This window comes from Aeromonas sp. RU39B, assembly GCF_900156095.1.
Lineage (GTDB): Bacteria > Pseudomonadota > Gammaproteobacteria > Enterobacterales > Aeromonadaceae > Aeromonas.
On the sequence record NZ_FTMJ01000002.1, the window covers coordinates 354,687 to 372,964 of the forward strand.

General features: G+C 59.0%; 14 protein-coding genes. 9 read left to right on the forward strand and 5 right to left on the reverse strand.

The genetic code is table 11. The features are described 5' to 3' along the window. Positions 1–140 precede the first annotated feature (140 nt). The 6 genes from fadI to BW958_RS04395 all read left to right on the forward strand — a co-directional run bounded on the left by fadI (position 141) and on the right by BW958_RS04395 (position 6,442). A complete protein-coding gene (gene fadI / locus BW958_RS04370) occupies positions 141–1,451 on the forward strand; it encodes an acetyl-CoA C-acyltransferase FadI (protein WP_076574505.1) in 1,311 nt (436 codons plus the stop codon). Positions 1,452–1,462: 11 nt separating this feature from the next. Beyond that, positions 1,463–3,601, forward strand: coding sequence for a fatty acid oxidation complex subunit alpha FadJ (gene fadJ / locus BW958_RS04375; protein ID WP_076574506.1), 2,139 nt, complete (start codon positions 1,463–1,465; stop codon positions 3,599–3,601). A 182-nt stretch (positions 3,602–3,783) separates the two neighbouring features. Further along, positions 3,784–3,924, forward strand: coding sequence for a TIGR02808 family protein (locus BW958_RS04380; RefSeq protein ID WP_076574507.1), 141 nt, complete (start codon positions 3,784–3,786; stop codon positions 3,922–3,924). Between the two features lie 81 nt (positions 3,925–4,005). Then, a complete protein-coding gene (locus tag BW958_RS04385) occupies positions 4,006–4,560 on the forward strand; it encodes a YaeQ family protein (RefSeq protein WP_076574508.1) in 555 nt (184 codons plus the stop codon). Positions 4,561–4,567: 7 nt separating this feature from the next. Further along, positions 4,568–5,452, forward strand: a complete 885-nt coding sequence (locus BW958_RS04390) for an AEC family transporter (protein ID WP_076574509.1) — start codon at positions 4,568–4,570, stop codon at positions 5,450–5,452. A 69-nt stretch (positions 5,453–5,521) separates the two neighbouring features. Next, positions 5,522–6,442 carry a hypothetical protein gene (locus tag BW958_RS04395; protein WP_076574510.1) on the forward strand — a complete coding sequence of 307 codons (921 nt, stop codon included), beginning with the start codon at positions 5,522–5,524 and terminating at the stop codon, positions 6,440–6,442. On the opposite strand, the gene BW958_RS04400 is transcribed toward BW958_RS04395, so the two are convergent. Beyond that, entirely contained in the window at positions 6,443–6,886 is a 444-nt protein-coding gene (locus BW958_RS04400; protein WP_076574511.1) for a hypothetical protein, read from the reverse strand. Between the two features lie 191 nt (positions 6,887–7,077). Here BW958_RS04400 and BW958_RS04405 point away from each other — a divergent pair, with 191 nt between their 5' ends. Further along, on the forward strand, positions 7,078–7,719 hold the full coding sequence (locus BW958_RS04405) for a DedA family protein (protein WP_076574512.1): 642 nt from the start codon (positions 7,078–7,080) through the stop codon (positions 7,717–7,719). Positions 7,720–7,757: 38 nt separating this feature from the next. On the opposite strand, the gene BW958_RS04410 is transcribed toward BW958_RS04405, so the two are convergent. Further along, positions 7,758–8,645, reverse strand: coding sequence for a LysR substrate-binding domain-containing protein (locus BW958_RS04410; RefSeq protein WP_076574513.1), 888 nt, complete (start codon positions 8,643–8,645; stop codon positions 7,758–7,760). A gap of 152 nt (positions 8,646–8,797) precedes the next feature. Between BW958_RS04410 and metE the strand changes: the two genes are divergently transcribed. Continuing rightward, positions 8,798–11,083 (forward strand): 5-methyltetrahydropteroyltriglutamate--homocysteine S-methyltransferase, encoded by a 2,286-nt coding sequence (metE, locus tag BW958_RS04415; protein ID WP_076574514.1) that lies wholly within the window; start codon positions 8,798–8,800, stop codon positions 11,081–11,083. 59 nt (positions 11,084–11,142) lie between these two features. On the opposite strand, the gene BW958_RS04420 is transcribed toward metE, so the two are convergent. Both BW958_RS04420 and uxaC read right to left on the reverse strand, forming a co-directional pair. After that, the gene (locus BW958_RS04420) at positions 11,143–12,630 is read right to left on the reverse strand and encodes a UxaA family hydrolase (RefSeq protein WP_076574515.1); all 1,488 of its coding nucleotides are present in this window, start codon (positions 12,628–12,630) and stop codon (positions 11,143–11,145) included. A gap of 126 nt (positions 12,631–12,756) precedes the next feature. Next, a complete protein-coding gene (uxaC, locus tag BW958_RS04425) occupies positions 12,757–14,169 on the reverse strand; it encodes a glucuronate isomerase (RefSeq protein WP_076574516.1) in 1,413 nt (470 codons plus the stop codon). A gap of 512 nt (positions 14,170–14,681) precedes the next feature. On the opposite strand from uxaC, the gene exuR reads away from it, so the two are divergent. Next, the gene (exuR, locus tag BW958_RS04430; protein WP_306169658.1) at positions 14,682–15,467 is read left to right on the forward strand and encodes a transcriptional regulator ExuR; all 786 of its coding nucleotides are present in this window, start codon (positions 14,682–14,684) and stop codon (positions 15,465–15,467) included. 60 nt (positions 15,468–15,527) lie between these two features. Here the strand turns inward: exuR and BW958_RS04435 are convergent, their stop codons facing one another. Continuing rightward, positions 15,528–18,179: a hybrid sensor histidine kinase/response regulator gene (locus BW958_RS04435; protein ID WP_076574517.1), complete on the reverse strand. Its 2,652-nt coding sequence runs from the start codon at positions 18,177–18,179 to the stop codon at positions 15,528–15,530. Positions 18,180–18,278 lie beyond the last annotated feature (99 nt).

Sequence of the window (18,278 nt, forward strand, 5' to 3'; positions counted from 1 at the left end):
TCCAGCCTTGTCAGCTTGGCGAGCCGAGGCGATCACGCTGCAAGAAAATGTTTCAATCAACTGTATGAAACTTGTGAGCGAATTGTTACGATGTGACAAAATGAGGTCAGACCTCTTCGTTATCATCGCAAGGAGCCAGGATGAAACAACCATTGTCACTGACCACGCGCCAGGGTGAGCGGATCGCCGTGGTGACGGGGTTGCGTACACCCTTTGCCAAGCAGGCCACCGCTTATCATGGGGTGCCTGCGGTCGATCTTGGCAAGCTGGTGGTCGGCGAAATGCTGGCCCGTATGGAGCTTGATCCCGCCCTGATTGAGCAGGTGGTGTTTGGCCAGGTGGTGCAGATGCCCGAAGCGCCCAATATTGCCCGCGAGATTGTGCTGGGCACCGGCATGAGTGTCACCACCGATGCCTACAGCGTGTCGCGCGCCTGCGCCACCAGCTTTCAGGCGGTGGCCAATGTGACCGAGTCGATCATGGCCGGCGCCATTGATATCGGTATCGCCGGTGGGGCGGACTCCTCTTCGGTGCTGCCCATCGGGGTGAGCAAGCGGCTGGCGCGGGCATTGGTGGATCTCAACAAGGCGCGCAATCTCTCCCAACGTTTTGCCATCTTGCGCCAGTTAAGCCTTAAAGACTTGTTGCCGGTACCGCCGGCAGTGGCCGAATACTCCACCGGGCTCTCCATGGGCCAGACCGCCGAGCAGATGGCCAAAAGCCATCAGATAAGCCGCGCCGCCCAGGATGAACTGGCACATCGCTCCCACTCGCTGGCGGCCAAGGCGTGGGCCGACGGCAAGCTCGATGGCGAAGTGTTTGCCGCCCACGTGGCTCCCTATAGACAGGCCCTTGAGCGCGATAACAACATTCGTGAAGCCTCCGAACTGGCCAGTTACGCCAAGCTCAAACCGGTGTTTGACCGGGTGCATGGCTCGGTCACGGCCGCCAATGCGACCCCGTTGACCGACGGCGCGGCCGCCGTGATGCTAATGCGGGAAGGGCGCGCGCGCGAGCTGGGTTTTGAGCCGCTTGGCTATATCCGCAGTTTCGCGTTTGCCGCCATTGACGTGTGGCAAGACATGCTGATGGGCCCCTCTTACGCCACGCCGATGGCGCTGGATCGGGCCGGCATCACCCTCGCCGATCTGAGTCTGATTGACATGCACGAAGCGTTTGCCGCGCAAACGCTGGCCAACCTAAACATGTTCGCCAGCCACGAGTTTGCCCGCGACAAGCTTGGTCGCGACCGGGCGATTGGCGAGGTGGATATGGATAAATTCAACGTCCTCGGTGGCTCGCTGGCCTTTGGTCATCCGTTTGCGGCGACCGGCGCGCGGATGATCACCCAGACGTTACGTGAATTGCAGCGCCGTGGCGGTGGTTTGGCGCTGAATACTGCTTGCGCGGCCGGTGGCCTCGGGGCAGCCATGGTTCTCGAAGTGGCGTAAGGAGGCTGAGAATGGAGACCCAAGTAAACAGCTTTACCCTCGAGATCCGTGATGATGGCATTGCCCTGCTGACCATGGATGTGCCGGGCGAGAGCATGAATACTCTCAAAGCCGCCTTCGTCGATGAGGTGCGCGCTGTGCTGGCCAAAGTGCGTGATAACAACGATCTGATAGGCATGGTGATCCGCTCGGGCAAACCCGATTCGTTTATCGCCGGCGCGGATATCAGCATGCTCGATGCCTGCAAGAGTGCGGCCGACGCCGAGCAGCTGGCCAAAGCCGGGCAGACGCTGTTTGGCGAGATCGAGGCGCTGGCCATTCCGGTGATCGCCGCCATTCACGGCCCCTGCCTAGGTGGTGGTTTGGAGCTGGCGCTCGCTTGTCACGGCCGGGTTGCCACCGATCATGGCAAGACGGTGCTGGGTTTGCCGGAAGTGCAGCTTGGTCTGCTGCCGGGCTCGGGCGGTACTCAGCGCCTGCCGCGTCTGATTGGGGTGGCCAAGGCGCTTGATCTGATTTTGACCGGTAAGCAAGTTCGCGCCAAGCAGGCTAAAAAGCTCGGTCTTATCGACGATCTGGTGCCGCCGAGCATCTTGCTGGACGCCGCCCTTAAGCTGGTCAAGCAGGGTAAGCCCAAGCGTCATCTCAAACGGGATCTGCAGGGCAAGCTGCTCGAGACCAATCCACTCGGTCGCAAGGTGCTTTTTGATCAGGCCCGTAAAGGGGTGATGGCCAAGACCCGTGGTAATTATCCGGCGCCGCTGCGCATTCTTGAGGTGGTGAAAACCGGCGTAGAGCAGGGGATGAGCGCAGGACTGGCCGCCGAAGCGCATTACTTCGGTGAGCTGGTGGCAACGGCTGAATCAGCGGCGCTGCGCGCCCTGTTTTTTGCCACCACCGAGATGAAAAAAGAGGTGAACTATCAAGGCGCAGCCCCTGGCAAAGTGAGTCATGTGGGCGTTCTGGGTGGCGGCCTCATGGGGGGCGGTATTGCCTATGTCACCGCCAGCCGCGCCGGTGTGCCGGTACGCATCAAGGATGTGGCCCATGCCGGAATTAGTAATGCCTTGCGCTACAGCTTTGATTTACTGAGTAAAAAGCTCAAACGCCGGCAGATTTTACGTAGTGAGCTGGAAAAGCAGATGAGCATGCTGTCAGGCTCGCTCGATTACAGCGGTTTTCATCGGGTGGATCTGGTGGTGGAGGCGGTATTTGAAGATCTCGCCCTCAAGCGCCAGATGGTGGCTGATATTGAGCAGGCCGGGCAGGGTAAGGTGATCTTTGCCTCCAACACCTCTTCACTGCCGATTGGTCAGATTGCCGAAGGGGCGGCGTATCCGCAGCAGGTGGTGGGTCTGCACTACTTCAGTCCGGTCGATAAAATGCCGCTGGCCGAGATCATCCCCCATGCCGGCACCAGTGCCGAAACGGTGGCCACCACGTTGGCGTTTGCCCGTGCACAGGGCAAGACGCCGATCGTGGTCAAGGATGAGGCGGGTTTTTATGTTAATCGCATTTTGGCGCCCTATATGAATGAGGCCGCGCGCATTGTGCTTGAAGGGGAGCCGGTGGAATCGCTCGATGGCGCATTGCTCGATTTCGGCTTCCCGGTTGGCCCCATCAATTTGCTCGATGAAGTGGGCATCGACGTGGGTGCCAAGATCTCGCCGATTCTCGAGCGTGAACTGGGCGGCGAGCGTTTCCAGGCGCCGGCTGCCTTTGACAAGCTGCTAAAAGCCGAGCGCAAGGGGCGCAAGAACGGCAAGGGCTTCTACCTCTACGGCAAGGCGGCCAAGCGCGGCAAGAAGCTGGTTGATGCCAGCGTCTATGAGGTGCTCGGGATCAAACCAGTGGCCAAGCTGGGCAACGAGGAGATGGCCGAGCGCTGCGTGCTGATGATGCTCAATGAAGCCGCCATTGCCCTCGATGCCGGGGTGGTGGCATCGGCTCGCGACGGTGATATCGGTGCCATCTTCGGCATCGGCTTCCCGCCGTTTTTGGGCGGTCCGTTTCGCTACATGGACAGCATGGGGCTCGATAAGCTGGTGGCTCGCCTTGAGCACTATCAGCAGCGCTTTGGTGAGCGTTTTGCACCGAGCCCGCTGCTCAAACGCATGTCGCTGGAAGGGACGCGTTTCTACCCGAACTAAGTCCGACGCAAACAGCGGGCCGCCAAAAGGTGGCCCGTTGTTTTTTGGGTATGCCGGGGTCAGAAATCCAGCTTTAAAAATTGACCTTGATCAAATGAACATCCGGTTTATTACTTTGGTGGCATGGTGCCAAGTCAGTCTGTCGGGTCAAATGAGCGGGTCACACACAAGGGAGTGTCACCATGAGCGTACTCGAGCAGACTGTCTGGACCATTTTAGGTTACGGGGCCATGCCGTTTATCTTTCTGAGCGGCTTTATCGCCGTGGCCGTTGCCAGCTGCGCCCTGCTGGTGGCACTGGGTGTACAACCGGCTGACGAATAACCCGTTTTTGCTGCGGTGGCGTCGTCACCGCAGCCGCTTTGCAGTACAATAGCGCCACTAAAAAGTCGTTCAAGGTGTGCTATGGCCCTCAAGGCAACCGTATTCAAGGCGCAAATTTCCCTCTCCGACATGGACCGGGGCCTCTATCAGGATTACTCCCTGACCCTCGCGCGCCATCCCTCCGAAACCGATGAACGGATGATGATCCGCCTGGCCGCCTTTGCCTGGCATGCTGCCGAGCGTCTCGAATTTACCAAAGGATTGTGTGCCGACGATGAGCCGGAGCTGTGGCAAAAGAGCTACAGTGACGAGATTGAGCTCTGGATTGATCTCGGCCTGCCGGACGAGCGGCGCATCCGCAAAGCCTGCAACCGCTCACGCGAGGTGGTGCTCTATACCTATGGCGGTCGCGGCGTACAGGTGTGGTGGAAGCAAAATCAGGGCAAGCTCTCCCAATATGATCACCTCAGCGTGATTGACTTGCCCGAGGCGCAAACCCAGGCTCTGGCGGCGCTGGCCGAGCGGACCATGCAGATCACCTGCACCATTTCCGACGGTCAGCTCTGGTTTTCGACCGGGCAGGGTGAAGTCACACTCGAGCCGGTCATCTTGCAGCGCCACAGCGCGTTGGCCTGACCTGACGATGCTCGTCGCCCTGCTTGATATCGTCATCCCGGTGTTTGCCGTGGTGGCCTGCGGCGCCCTTTATGGCCGCTGGCGCCCGGGTGGCGACCTGCACTTTGTCAATCAGGCCAATATTGAGCTCTTTACCCCGGCGCTGGTCTTCTCGGCGCTGGTCAAATACCCGCTGGCGCTCGGCCACTATCTACCTTTGCTGCTGGCTGGCTGCGTGCTGATCCTGCTGCCAGGCCTGCTGCTGCGCGTTTTGCCACTGCCCGGACTGAGCTGGCAGGCGCGGGTCGTCCCGGCCATGTTTCGCAACACCGGTAATCTGGGGATCCCCTTGATGCTGCTGGCCTTTGGCGAGCAGCAATTGGGCGCCATTGTCATGTTGTTCGTGCTCTCCAATCTGTTGCACTTCTCGGTCGGGCTGGCGATTTTATCGAGTGGTCAATCGCGCTGGGTGTGGCTTAAAAATCCCATGCCTTGGGCGGCGTTGGCCGGACTGCTGGTGGCGAATTTGCATATTCCGTTGCCCGGCTTTGTGCTCACTACCGCCTCCATGCTTGGCCAGCTGTCGGTACCCATCATGCTGTTTGCCCTCGGGATCCGGCTGCTTGAAGGGGGCATCGAAGACATCCGGCTGGCGCTGCTGGCTAATCTTGCCTATCTACTGGTGGGCGCCTTGTCGCTCATGCTGGTGTGGTGGTTGCTGCCGCTGCAACCGGAGTGGCTGCCGCTATTGCTGGTCTCGGTGGCGCTGCCGCCAGCGGTGCTTAATTACGTCTTGTGCGAAAAGTACCAGTGTCAGCCCAAGGAAGTGGCCAGCATAGTGCTTGGTGGAAACGCGCTCTCACTGCTGGTGATCCCGCTGGCAGTGTGGTTGGCGCTGCATCTGCCACGTTGAACGTGGCGCATTGGGCCGTGGGCAGCCATAGTGATGGGTAATCTGTTCCCGCCGTACCAAAGAAACAGCATGAAAAAATACCTTGTCCCCCGTTGGCCATTTGGCTCGCTCTGTTTGTTGCTCACGTTATGGGCAATCCTGTGCTCTTCTGCTGTGCTGGCCGATGTGACCGAGTTTCACTATCGGGTGGCGGAAAGCAACAAAGACACGCGCAATGAATATCAGATAGCGGTGCTGCGCCTGGCGCTGGAGAAAACCCGCAAGCAGTACGGTGATTATCGTTTGCTGCCGACTATCCCGATGAATACCGCGCGTGCCATCCAGCAGCTTAATCTCGGCAGTTATAGCAATTTTATGGCGGTCTTTAGCTACAGCCCCGAGCTTATCAATAGCCGGGTGGTGCGCGGTAACCATGATGTCAGCATGGGGGTGACGGGCTATCGGGTTTGCCTGACTCGTAAACAGCTGCTGCCATCGCTGGCCGGGGTGGATTCACTCAAGGCGCTGGGCGCCTTTATCCACGGTCAGGGCGCCGGCTGGGTCGATACCCGGATTTTGCGCTATGCCGGTCAGCAGGTGATGGAGGTGGGCAAGTATGACAGCTTGTTCCGCATGCTCGATTCTGGCCGCTTTGAGCTGCTTTGCCGTGGTCTTAACGAGGTGATGCCGGAGCTCAAAGCCAATGCAGCGCTCAGCTCACTGGTGCTTGAGCCCAATTTGCTGCTGCACTATCCGCTGCCGCGCCTGTTTTTTGCCAACGAGCGTGACCAAGCCGGGTTGGCGCGCGTCGAGCAGGGGTTGGCGCTGGCCATGCGCGATGGCTCGTTGCAGGCGTTGTGGCAACACTTTTTTGCTGAGGATATCGGCAAGCTTGATGTGGCAAAGCGCCGTCTGCTTGAGCTGGAAAATCCGATTCTGGACGGGTACCAGCCCCCGGCCGGGCAGATTTTCTACCATCCGATGAAGCGGACCTTTTCTCGGGCGCAGTGATCAGCGCCGTGGCAGACTGACAATTTCCCGCTGAAACTGGCTGCGTTCACTCAATGCCACCAGATCGGTCCACTCGCGAAACAGGGCAACGGTCATCGGGTTAAACCAGCGGGCCCCGGTGTAGTAGAGGCGCGGATTGAGCGTATCCCGTTCACTGCGTACCACCAGCAAGGTCAGTGCCGTGCGGCTCACCGGCGAGGGAAGTCGCAACTCATCGCCCGGGCGAAAACGGCGCCGGCTGAGCAGGCCCAGGCCGGCCACGCTGATATTGAGCACTTTGAGCAGAGGCGCCGGTCGCAACCAGTCGAGCCAGTGATGAACCCGTCGTCCGTGGATAGCAAAGCCGCGTCCTTCGAGCAGCAGGCGGGGATGATGGCGTTTGTCATAGCCACGGGGAAAGATGTGGCTGACCAGGACCGGTTTACGCAGCGCTTGGCGGGGCATGGGGCGACTCCAGATGCTGGCCACAGAGCCAACCTTTGAATAAATCACGTAATGCCCAGCATGCATCGGGATTTTGCTCGGCAATGTGATCTTGATTAGATTCTTAACCCAATAAAAACCTTGACCCCCAGATTGTCGTGCTGAGAGCGGCAGAGTAGACTCTGCACCAGTTTTAACTCGAGTGGACAACCATGGATCTGATCCTTTATCTCGTCGACTTCATCCTGCATGTGGACGTACATCTTAAAGAGCTGTTTGAGAACTACGGTGTGTGGGTTTACGCCATCCTGTTTCTGATCATCTTCTGTGAAACCGGTCTGGTAGTGACGCCTTTCCTGCCGGGTGACTCGCTGCTGTTTGCCGCCGGCGCCCTGACCGTTGGCTCGGTGCTGGATGTGCATACGCTGGCGGCTGTGATGATCATCGCAGCCGTGCTGGGCAACGTGGTCAACTACACCATCGGCCACTTCTTTGGCGAAAAGCTGTTCCAGAATTCCAACTCCAAGATCTTCCGGCGCGATCATCTGGACAAGACCCATGCGTTTTATGCCAAGCATGGCGGCAAGACCATCATCATCACCCGTTTCCTGCCCATCGTGCGCACCTTCGCGCCGTTTGTGGCCGGTATGGGGGCCATGACCTATCCGCGCTTTCTCGCCTTCAACTTCGTCGGTGGCCTGCTGTGGGTGGTGAGCTTTGTCTACGCCGGCCACTTCTTTGGTAACCTGCCGGTGGTTCGTCACAACTTCACCCTGCTTATTTTTGGCATCATCATCATCTCGCTGCTACCGATGGTGATCGGTGGCATCAAGGCCAAGCTGGCCAAAGCATAATGTTGACCCGATGAAAAGCGCGCCTTTTGGCGCGTTTTTCATTTAGCGGCCATGGCGTGGCGTATCAGGGTAAACAAGCCCTGCAGGGCGGACTGCTGCCGCTCGCTAGCCCGCACTGCGCCATACATATGACGGGTGATCCCGGTGCCCAGTGGCTTGGCCACCAACATGCCCTGCCTGACAAACTCGCTACTGGCCCAATCGGGCAGAGCAGCCACCCCAAAGCCGGCGGCGGCCATTTGCAGCATCACCGAGGTGTTATCAACGACCTTGCAGCGCGCTGGTTCAATGGTTGCCGGTTGCAAAAAGCGGCTGAACACATCCATCCGCGCACGCTCTACCGGGTAGATCAGCAGCACTTCGCGCAGCAGATCGTCAGGCTCAATCTTCGCTGTGGTCGCCAAGGGGTGATCAGGCGCCATCACCAGCTCCAAGCGGTAATCAAACAGCGGCTCGAAATGGAGATCGCCGCGCACCTGCACATCAGAAGTCAGCAGCAGATCCAGCTGTCCGGCCAACAGGCTGGCAATGGTGTCAAAGCCCGGTAGGGATTCGACCTCGAGCTCAATACCCGGCCAATCGCGGCGAAAGGCAGGCAGCAGGGGCAGCAGCCAATGAATGCAGCTGTGGCAATCGAGCGCCAGATGCAGCTCTCCTTGATTCCCGTTTTGCAGCGCCTGCAGCTGCTTTTCCGTCTGGTTGACCAGCGGCAAGACGCTGTGCGCGAGTTTAAGCACCAGCTCACCGGCCGGGGTGAAACACAGTGGCCGGCTTTTGCGCAAATAAAGCTCGCCGCCGAGACGCCCTTCCAGCTCCTTGAGCTGGTGGGAGAGGGCCGACTGGGTGAGGTTTAGCGCCACTGCCGCGCCCGCCAGCGAGCCCTGCTCGGCCAGGGCCGAGATAGTTCGCAAGTGTTTGAATTCCATGCATGCTCCTGCTTGAGAAATCCTTGAGAGCCAGTTGAACAGGATTCAGTAGTCAGCCCCACCATAGCTTGTCATTCTGGATGTGTAAACATCTGGACGGCTAAATAAGGTCGCCAGCCTATAACATGAGCTGATAATCAAGAGAGAAGGCGATGACTCAAGCACACACCCTGGGATTTCCCCGCATCGGCGCGCGCCGCGAACTGAAATTTGCTATCGAGGCCTATTGGCGTGGCGAGATAGATCGCGATGAACTGCTGACCTTGGGCAAGACGCTGCGCACTCGTCACTGGCTGGCCCAGCGTGATGCTGGAGTGAGCCTGCTGCCGGTTGGCGATTTTGCCTGGTACGATCAGGTGCTCGGCACCAGTTTGCTGGTCGATGCCATTCCTGAGCGCCACCGCGCCGGTGACACGGATCTCGATACCCTGTTCCGGGTTGCCCGTGGCCGCGCGCCGACCGGCCCGCACGCCGCTGCTGCCGAAATGACCAAGTGGTTTAACACCAACTATCACTATCTGGTGCCCGAATTTAGCCGCGATCAGCGCTTTAAGCTCGGTTGGTCGCAGCTCTTTGATGAGGTGCAAGAGGCCAAGGCGTTAGATTTGCCCGTCAAAGCGGTGCTGCTTGGGCCTGTCTCATATCTGTGGCTTGGCAAAGAGAAAGAGGCCGGGTTCTCCCGACTCGATCTGCTTGAGCGACTGCTGATCGTTTATCAGGAGATCCTGGCCAAGCTCGCCGCGCAAGGGGTGCAGTGGGTACAGATGGATGAGCCGGCCTTGACGTTGGATCTGCCCGATGAGTGGCGCCTTGCCTACTTGCGTGCCTATGAGCGGCTCGCTGGCCCCTGCAAGCTGCTGCTGACCCCCTATTTTGGCTCGGTCGAGCATCAACGTGAGCTTATCACTAGCTTGAAAGTCGATGGCCTGCACCTGGACCTGGTCGCTGCACCCGAGCAGATCGAGACCCTGATCCCGGCACTGCCGCCGCACTGGGTGGTGTCGGCTGGCGTTATCAATGGCCGCAATGTGTGGCGGGCTAACCTCAAGCGCTGGCAAGAGCGTCTGGCGCCGCTTAAAGCGCGCCTTGGCGAGCGGCTGTGGATTGCCAGCTCCTGCTCGCTGCTGCACAGCCCGGTTGATCTCAATCTGGAAACCACCTTGCCGCCCCAGGTAAAGAGCTGGTTTGCCTTTGCCACCCAAAAATGCCACGAGTTGGGGCTGCTGGCCCGTGCCCTTGAAAGTGGCAATCACGCCGAGCTGATTGCCTACAGCCAGCCGATCATCGAGCGTGAGACGGATAAAAGCGTGCATAAGCCAGCGGTTCAGGCGCGTCTTGCGACCTTAAGTGAGCAAGATTTCCATCGCCAATCGGCGTATGGCGTGCGTGCGGCGGCGCAATCAGCCGCCCTCGGTTTGCCGCTGCTGCCAACCACCACCATCGGTTCATTCCCGCAAACGTCAGCGATCCGTACCCTGCGTCAGGAGTGGCGCGCCGGTCGCATCGACAATGGCGCTTATGAAGCCGGGATCCGCGAGCAGATCAACGACGCGATTAGCCGCCAGGAGGCGATTGGCCTGGATGTGCTGGTGCACGGTGAAGCCGAGCGTAACGACATGGTGGAGTATTTCGGTGAGCTGCTCAGTGGTTTTGCCATCACCCGCTTTGGTTGGGTGCAAAGCTATGGCTCGCGCTGCGTCAAGCCGCCAGTCATCACCGGAGATATTGACCGCCCGACGCCAATGACCGTCGAGTGGACCCGCTATGCCCAGAGCCTGACCGATAAGCCGGTCAAGGGGATGCTGACGGGACCGGTGACCATTTTGTGCTGGTCGTTCCCGCGCGAAGATGTGAGCCGCGAGCAGTCGGCGCTGCAGATTGGTCTGGCGATCCGCGACGAGGTGGCCGATCTCGAGGCGGCAGGGGTGAAAGTGATCCAGATCGATGAGCCGGCCATCCGTGAAGGGTTGCCGCTGCGCCGTCAGGATCATCAGGCTTACCTGGATTGGGCTGTGCGTTCGTTTCGCCTAAGTGCCAGCGTGGTGCGTGATGACACCCAGATCCACACCCACATGTGCTACAGCGATTTTAACCTCATCATCGAGGCGGTGGCGGCGCTGGATGCCGATGTCATCACCATCGAGACCAGCCGTAGCCAGATGCAGCTGCTCGAAGCCTTCGAGCGCTTTAACTACCCCAACGAAATCGGGCCGGGCGTGTATGACATTCACTCGCCCAACGTGCCGAGCCAGCCGTGGATTGAAGGCTTGCTGCGCCGCGCCGCCGAGCTTATTCCGGTCAAGCGGCTGTGGGTGAACCCGGACTGTGGTCTTAAAACCCGTGGCTGGGAAGAGACCGAAGCGGCCTTGACGGTGATGGTGGCGGCCGCAAAGCAGCTGCGCCGTGAATTGCAGGGCGCGTCATCACCGACGCGTTAAGCAGTAAAAAATCGGGGAGGCCAGTGGCCTCCCCGTGCTGTTTTCTGCATACCGTGCGTTTAGAGCGTGACGCCACTTTTGAATATGGCCAGCTCGCGGAAATCGTTGATTTCGTTACGGGCCGGCTTGCCGTTGGCGATATCGACGATGAGATCGACAAACTGCTCAAGCAGGGCGGGCATGCTGACACCTTCGACTAGCGTACCGGCGTTAAAGTCGATCCAGTGCGGCTTGCGGCGCGCCAGATCGCTGTTCGTCGCCAGCTTGACGGTCGGTACCGGTCCGCCATAGGGCGTCCCGCGACCGGTACTAAACAGCACCATGTGGCAGCCGGCACCGGCCAGCGCGCTGGTGGCCACGGCGTCGTTACCCGGCGCGCTCAGCAGGTTCAGACCAGGCTGGCTCAGGCGTGCACCATAGGGCAGCACGTCAATCACCTGACTGTCACCGGCCTTTTGGGTGCAACCGAGGGATTTCTCTTCCAGCGTCGAGATGCCGCCAGCCTTGTTACCTGGCGACGGGTTTTCATAGATGGGCTGGTTATGGTCGATGAAATACTGCTTGAAGTCATTGACCATCTTGACGGTTTTCTCAAACACCGCTTCATCGCGGCAGCGCGACATCAGGATGCGCTCGGCACCGAACATCTCCGGCACTTCGGTCAGCACCGTGGTGCCGCCATGCTCAATCACATAATCGGAGAAGCAGCCGAGTAGCGGGTTGGCGGTGATGCCGGAGAAACCATCCGAGCCACCGCATTCGAGACCAAAGCTCAGCTCGCCAAGGTGGCCCGGGGTGCGGGTATCCTGGCGCATGATAGCCAGCAGCTCTTTGAGCTGGGCCACACCGTGCTCTACTTCATCGTCGTGCTGTTGGCAGACCATAAAGCGGGTGCGCTCGGTATCAAAGTCGCCCAGGGTCTCACGAAATGCCGCGATCTGGTTGTTCTCGCAGCCAAGCCCTACCACCAGCACACCGCCGCAGTTGGGGTGGTTCACCAGGTTTTGCAGCAAGGTACGGGTGTTGAGGTGATCCTGACCCAGTTGGGAGCAGCCGTACTGGTGGCTAAACAGGTGGATACCATCGATGCCAGAGAGATCGCACTCTTGCTCAAAGCGTTGCTTCATCTGCTTGGTCAGGGCGTTGACACAGCCTACGGTTGGCAGGATCCACAGCTCGTTACGCACGCCGACCTGACCGTTGGCGCGGCGATAGATATTGATCTCGCGATTGGGCAGGTGAGTGCTGGCCGAGGTGAGCTCGGGTTGGTAGCTGTACTCATCGAGATCGCTTAAGTTGGTGCCCATGTTGTGGTTGTGCACATGTTCACCTTTGGCAATCGGCGCTTTGGCATGGCCAATGGGCAGACCGTACTTGATGACGTGCTCACCTTGCGCCAGATCGCGCAGGGCCAGCTTGTGACCACGGGCAGTGGTGGCCTTGACCGTGAGGGTGCTATCCCCCAGTTCGAGCTGCTCACCTTCGGCCAGTTCGCGCAGTGTCACCACCACGTTGTCGGAGGGGTGGATTTTGATAAATGAGGGCATGATTGCTCCTTGCTAGGGTGGCGATGGCGGGCTTGTGTCGCCCGCTCACCGTCAGGCGTGGTGCCTGTTGCCACCACGAAAAACGCACAGTGTCAGTGGGGGGAGCAAGCTCGCTCCCACCCGGAATCAATTCACTTCAATGGCAAAGTAGTTGCGGGCATTGTCAAAGCAGATGTTTTGCACCATGCGACCGAGCAGATTGATGTCCGCCGGGGCTTCACCACTCTCGACCCAGCGTCCGATCATCCGGCACAAAATGCGGCGGAAGTATTCGTGACGGGTGTAGGAGAGGAAACTGCGACTGTCGGTCAGCATGCCGACAAAGCGGCTCAGTAAGCCAAGTTGGGCGAGTTGGGTCAGTTGACGCTCCATGCCATCTTTTTGATCGTTAAACCACCAGCCGGAGCCAAACTGCATCTTGCCGGGGATACCATCCCCCTGGAAGTTGCCGATCATGGTGCCGAGCACTTCGTTGTCGCTCGGATTGAGGCAGTAGAGGATGGTTTTCGGCAGACGGTTGTTGCGATCTTGCGCATCCAGCAGACGGGAGAGCGCCTGAGCGACCGGGGCATCATTGATGGAGTCAAAGCCGGTGTCCGGGCCAAGGGTGATCAGGCGGCGGTGATTGTTATTGCGCAGCGCTCCGATGTGATATTGCTGAACCCAGCCGCGCTGATGGTATTGCTCGCCAAGGAAAAGCAGCACGGCGGTCTTGAAGGCGGCCACGTCACGGCGCTCAAGGCGCTCGCCGGCCAGACGGCGGGCCAGCATGGCATCAAGGGCCGCTTCATCAGCCTCTGCATACAGCACTTCATCCAGCGCATGGTCGGCAATTTTGCAGCCGTGGGCGGCAAAATGGTCGAGACGGCGGGTCAGGGCGGTAGTCAGGTCGGCAAAGGTGCGGATCTCTATGTCGCTCACGGCGCCAAGTTGACTCATGTAGTCAGCAAAGCTATCGAGCTCGATGTTGAACGCCTTGTCTGGCCGCCAGCTTGGCAGCACCTGAACGGCAAAGCCCTTATCGGCGGCCAGTGCCGCGTGGTGGCGCAGATCGTCAATCGGATCATCGGTGGTGCCGACCATCTTCACATTCATCTTGGTCATGATGCTGCGGGCCGAAAAATCGGGGCGGGCCAGCATGTCATTGCAACGATCCCAGATCTGGCGAGCAGTTCGCGGGCCGAGCAGGGTATCGGTAATGCCAAACGGACGGCGCAACTCGAGGTGGGTCCAGTGGTAGAGGGGGTTACCGATGGTTTCGGGAACGGTACTGGCCCAGGCTTCAAACTTCTCGTAATCGCTGGCATCACCGGTGCAAAAACGCTCATCCACCCCGTTGCTGCGCATGGCGCGCCACTTGTAGTGATCACCCTTGAGCCAGATGTCGAACAGGTTGGCAAAGCGATGATCGTCGGCAATCAGGGCCGGCGGCAGGTGGCAGTGATAGTCGATGATGGGCTGATCGGCGGCGAAATCATGATAGAGCTGGCGGGCAAAGGCGCTGTCTAGCAGGAAATCATCGGTCATAAAGAGGCTCATGGCTGGTCGCTCCCGAGGGGATGATGTGATATATCACGAAGTTGTTGGACCAATTATTCTTCCTGTCACACCTGTCGTCCAGTTTTCGATCAGCAAAAAATACCAACCAGATCACAGAAATCATGAAATGTTCGGTGTGAATACACATCCGGCAGTAAATATGATTCTCATATGAGCCATTTTATGCTCTGTTTTGGGTGGTTCAAAGAGCACAGACGCGACACCTAACCTGCTGGTGCTAGGGTTTTGGGAAAATTTGTTATACCAATTTGAATGTGCAGCTGCCGCTATTGAAAAGTGCCTGGCGGCCTTGCCGGTGCTGTGGTTAGCCGTGACCCGATCGGTAATCGCGCTGGGTCGGTGGGCCGCGTCGCGGCAAAATGGCCGAATATCAGGCCCGACGTTCCCCTTACTGGTCGCCAGCTTGTTGCTCGGTGGCTAAATTGGTATAACATCTTTACATTGCCGGCATGGGGTTCGGTTCTTTGGCTTATCAGGCGGGAGTGAGTGGCATGGATCTGGAGATGTTCGAGTCAAAACGGCTGTATCAGAAGGTTGCCGCCGACTTAAAACAGCAGATTGCCAGCCAGCGTTACAAGGTAGGGGATAAGTTACCTGCCGAGCGACTGATCGCCGAAGAGATGAATGTCAGCCGTACCGTGGTGCGTGAAGCCATTATCATGCTCGAAGTGGAAGGGCTGGTGGATGTGCAAAAAGGCTCAGGCATTCATGTGATTGCCCAGGAGGGTCAGGCGCCGCAGCATGACTCGACGCTGGATGCCGCGCTGCTCACCGCAGGACCGTTTGAGCTGCTGCAGGCGCGTCAGCTGCTTGAGAGCAACATCGCCGAGTTTGCCGCTACCCAGGTGACCAAGCAGGACATCATGGAGCTGCTGCGCATTCAGGAGATGGCGCGTGGTGAAGATCGGGCGCGCGATTCCGAATGGGACAAGCTGTTTCATATTCAGGTGGCCAAGGCGACCCAGAACTCGGTGCTGGTGCTCTTAATTGAGCAGTTGTGGCTGCACCGCGAGCACAATCCCTATTGGCGTAAATTGCACGAGCATATCGATGACAAGGCCATCGACAGCTGGTGCGATGATCACGACCAAATCCTCAAAACCTTGATCAGAAAAGATTCGCAGGCAGCCAAGCTCGCCATGTGGCAGCATCTGGAGAACACCAAACAGATGCTGTTTAAAGCCTCGATCCTCGACGATGACATGTCCGATGATCGCTATCTCTTCTCGGAAAACCCGGTGGTGCATCTGGGCGTCAAGGACGCGGTCGGGCAATAAATCACCTCTCAATCACAACGCCCTCGCTATGAGGGCGTTGTGATGTTCACCACGCGGCCATCAGGCTGGCGACACCTCTTGAGCGAGTAGCTGGTTTATCTGGCACAGCAAATCGTTCTGATCATAGGGCTTCATCAGCAGCGGATAGTGCAATCGGGCGGCTTGCTCGCTAAAGTCATGACCGCTGACCAGCAGCACAGGCAGTGCCGGGCGCTGCTCGCGCGCCAGATTGGCCACATCAATCCCGCTCATCTGGCCGGGTAGGGCGATGTCGCTGATGAGCAGGTGCACCGATTCGAGCTGCTGCACCCAGCCGATGACATCGGCCGCGCTGGCACTGTCGAGTGTGATAAACCCCAGGTTATGCAGGTAATCGCACAGGGTCTGGCGCACATCGGCCTGATCTTCGAGCACGACGATGAGCGGTGGTTCGCCGGCTACTTGTGGCGGTTCGCTTCCGAGTGGCGATGCGTCACCATGCACCAGCGGCTGCGATGGCGTGTCGGGCGGCGCATCGACCACCACTAATTGAGGCTCCTGGCTCGCCCAGGGCAGTTGCAGGCGAATGCAGGTACCCCGTCCCAGCTCTGACTCAATCTGCACGCGGCCACCGGATTGGCGAATAAATCCGTACACCATGGAAAGGCCAAGCCCGCTGCCTTTACCGGCGGGCTTGGTGGTAAAGAAGGGCTCAAAGACCCGGGCTGCCAGCTCAGGCGTCATGCCGCAGCCCTGATCCATCACCTCAATACTCACCATCTCTTCAATGATGCCGCCGCTGCGCGACACCGTCTGGTTAAACAGGCGCAGACTGATGCGCCCATGGCGACCTTCCATGGCATCGCGGGCATTGACCACCAGATTCATCAGGCAGTTCTCGAGCTGATTGGCATCAATCCAGGCCCGGCGCAGGTGGGGGGCTGCCTCATAGGTTAATTGCAGCGAGTCGGGCAGGGAGTGCTCCATCAGCTCGCGCAGGTTGGCCACCAACAGCTCCAGATCCACCGCCTGCGGCCTCAATGCCTGCTTGCGTGAGAAGGCGAGCAGCCGCTGGATCAGCAAGGCGCCGCGCTCGGCCGCCTTGTGGGCGCGCTCAATGCGCACCCGGGTGCGCTCGCCTAGGCCACTCTCTTGCAACAGGCCCAGATTACCCAGGATGACCGCCAGCAAGTTATTAAAATCATGGGCAATACCGCCGGTGAGATGGCCCACGGCTTTCATTTTCTGATCATGAATCAGCTTGGTTTCGAGGCTTTTACGCATGGTGCGATCAAGCACCATGCTGGCAATGCCTTGGTTGGGCAGCCGGGTTAAGTGCAGCTCGACAAACTGCTCGCCAGGCAGCGCCAGCTCAATGCTTTGCGCCAGGTCGTGATGGTCACCAAAGGCGTGAATTGCCGGCTCATCGTGCAAGGTAGGGTGGGTGCGAAGGCGCGCCAGGACATCGTTAAAATGGCTGCCGGGAGCAATGTCCCCGATTTGCAGCAGCTGGCCATATTGCGGGTTGCTGACCACCAGGGTGCCGTCGGCGGCAAACAGCGCGAAGCCATCTCGGATAGAGAGGAAGGTGGTCTCAAGTTGCCCGCTCTTTTCTCGCAGCAACCGGGTGACTTTCTCAAGCGCCGCTGCATTTTGAGCAAACACGTTAAATGCACGGGCCAGATCGCCGAGTTCGTCTTTGCGCTTGAGTGCCGGCACGTGCACGGTACGCTCGCCTTGGGCCAACCTGGTCATGGCATCGGCAATCGCGGTTAGATGGACCCCGAGGTTGAGGTAGATATAGCGGCCAGCCAGTCCGGTAATAAACAGGGCGAGCAGGGCAAACACCTCGACAGTGCCGGTGCTGGCGGAGAGTTCGCGCTGGGTGTGCGTCGCGCGTTGGCTGGCCGAGTCGGCAACCAGCTGCACATATTGACTGATGCTCGCATCGAGCATGCCGACCAGCGCGCGCACGCGAAAGGTGTGATAGGCAATCGCCAGATCCCGATCTTTCAGGGTTTGATCAAGCGCATGCACCGGTTTCAAGATCTCGGTGAGTTGCAACAGATAGGGGCGGCGCTCGTTATCGGCGCGCTGCGCCAGCCATTGCCAGTCATTGCGCTCGGCGGCCAGTTGTTCGAGCACCACCGGAGAGGCGGGGATCGGCAAGGCCATCGTGATCAGCGTGTTCAATCTTGCCTGATCGCCGCGACTTGGCCAGTGGTCCGCAGGCATGCTGCCAATCAGATCGAGCTGGGATTGCGCCTGGTAGAGCAAGCTGAGTAAGTTGTGGCGGTCGAGATGACGGGCACGGGTGGTGTCGAGCAACTGCTGCACGCTTTGTTGCAGCTCGTTGGCGCGTTGCTGGATTTGCGCAATCAGGGCGGGTTGGCGGCTGGCGAGCGGGGAGACCGCCATCTCGTCAATCGAGGCCTTTTGCGCCTTGAGTGCCAGCTTGAGGCGATCTGACTCGCTCTGATACTCCATGGCGCCAACCACCTGGGTCAGGCTGATGGCAAAGGTGGCCACCTTGGCGGTCTTGACCCCCACCTCCATGCCACTGTTCATCTCCGACAGGGTATTTTCCTGCATTTCACGCAGCAGCCGCCCGGCGTTGGTAAAGCCGTAGTAGGCCACCAATCCGATAAACAGCGCCAGCGACATGGCCAACAGGTTAAAAGAGAGCAGACGCCCACGGGCGCCAAACAGAAAACTGCGATGCGGCTCGACCATACCGGCTCCATCCCGGGGTTTTGCGCATCCTAAACTGTGGCCGGGTCAAACAAAATAGCCGTTCACATTATGACAAGTGTGATTCACAAAACTCATAAC

Coding starts and splice junctions, on each gene's coding strand:
- fadI (WP_076574505.1), top strand. CDS start 141: ATGAAACAACCATTGTCACTGACCACGCGCCAGGGTGAGCGGATCGCC.
- fadJ (WP_076574506.1), top strand. CDS start 1,463: ATGGAGACCCAAGTAAACAGCTTTACCCTCGAGATCCGTGATGATGGC.
- BW958_RS04380 (WP_076574507.1), top strand. CDS start 3,784: ATGAGCGTACTCGAGCAGACTGTCTGGACCATTTTAGGTTACGGGGCC.
- BW958_RS04385 (WP_076574508.1), top strand. CDS start 4,006: ATGGCCCTCAAGGCAACCGTATTCAAGGCGCAAATTTCCCTCTCCGAC.
- BW958_RS04390 (WP_076574509.1), top strand. CDS start 4,568: ATGCTCGTCGCCCTGCTTGATATCGTCATCCCGGTGTTTGCCGTGGTG.
- BW958_RS04395 (WP_076574510.1), top strand. CDS start 5,522: ATGAAAAAATACCTTGTCCCCCGTTGGCCATTTGGCTCGCTCTGTTTG.
- BW958_RS04400 (WP_076574511.1), bottom strand. CDS start 6,886: ATGCCCCGCCAAGCGCTGCGTAAACCGGTCCTGGTCAGCCACATCTTT.
- BW958_RS04405 (WP_076574512.1), top strand. CDS start 7,078: ATGGATCTGATCCTTTATCTCGTCGACTTCATCCTGCATGTGGACGTA.
- BW958_RS04410 (WP_076574513.1), bottom strand. CDS start 8,645: ATGGAATTCAAACACTTGCGAACTATCTCGGCCCTGGCCGAGCAGGGC.
- metE (WP_076574514.1), top strand. CDS start 8,798: ATGACTCAAGCACACACCCTGGGATTTCCCCGCATCGGCGCGCGCCGC.
- BW958_RS04420 (WP_076574515.1), bottom strand. CDS start 12,630: ATGCCCTCATTTATCAAAATCCACCCCTCCGACAACGTGGTGGTGACA.
- uxaC (WP_076574516.1), bottom strand. CDS start 14,169: ATGAGCCTCTTTATGACCGATGATTTCCTGCTAGACAGCGCCTTTGCC.
- exuR (WP_306169658.1), top strand. CDS start 14,682: ATGGATCTGGAGATGTTCGAGTCAAAACGGCTGTATCAGAAGGTTGCC.
- BW958_RS04435 (WP_076574517.1), bottom strand. CDS start 18,179: ATGGTCGAGCCGCATCGCAGTTTTCTGTTTGGCGCCCGTGGGCGTCTG.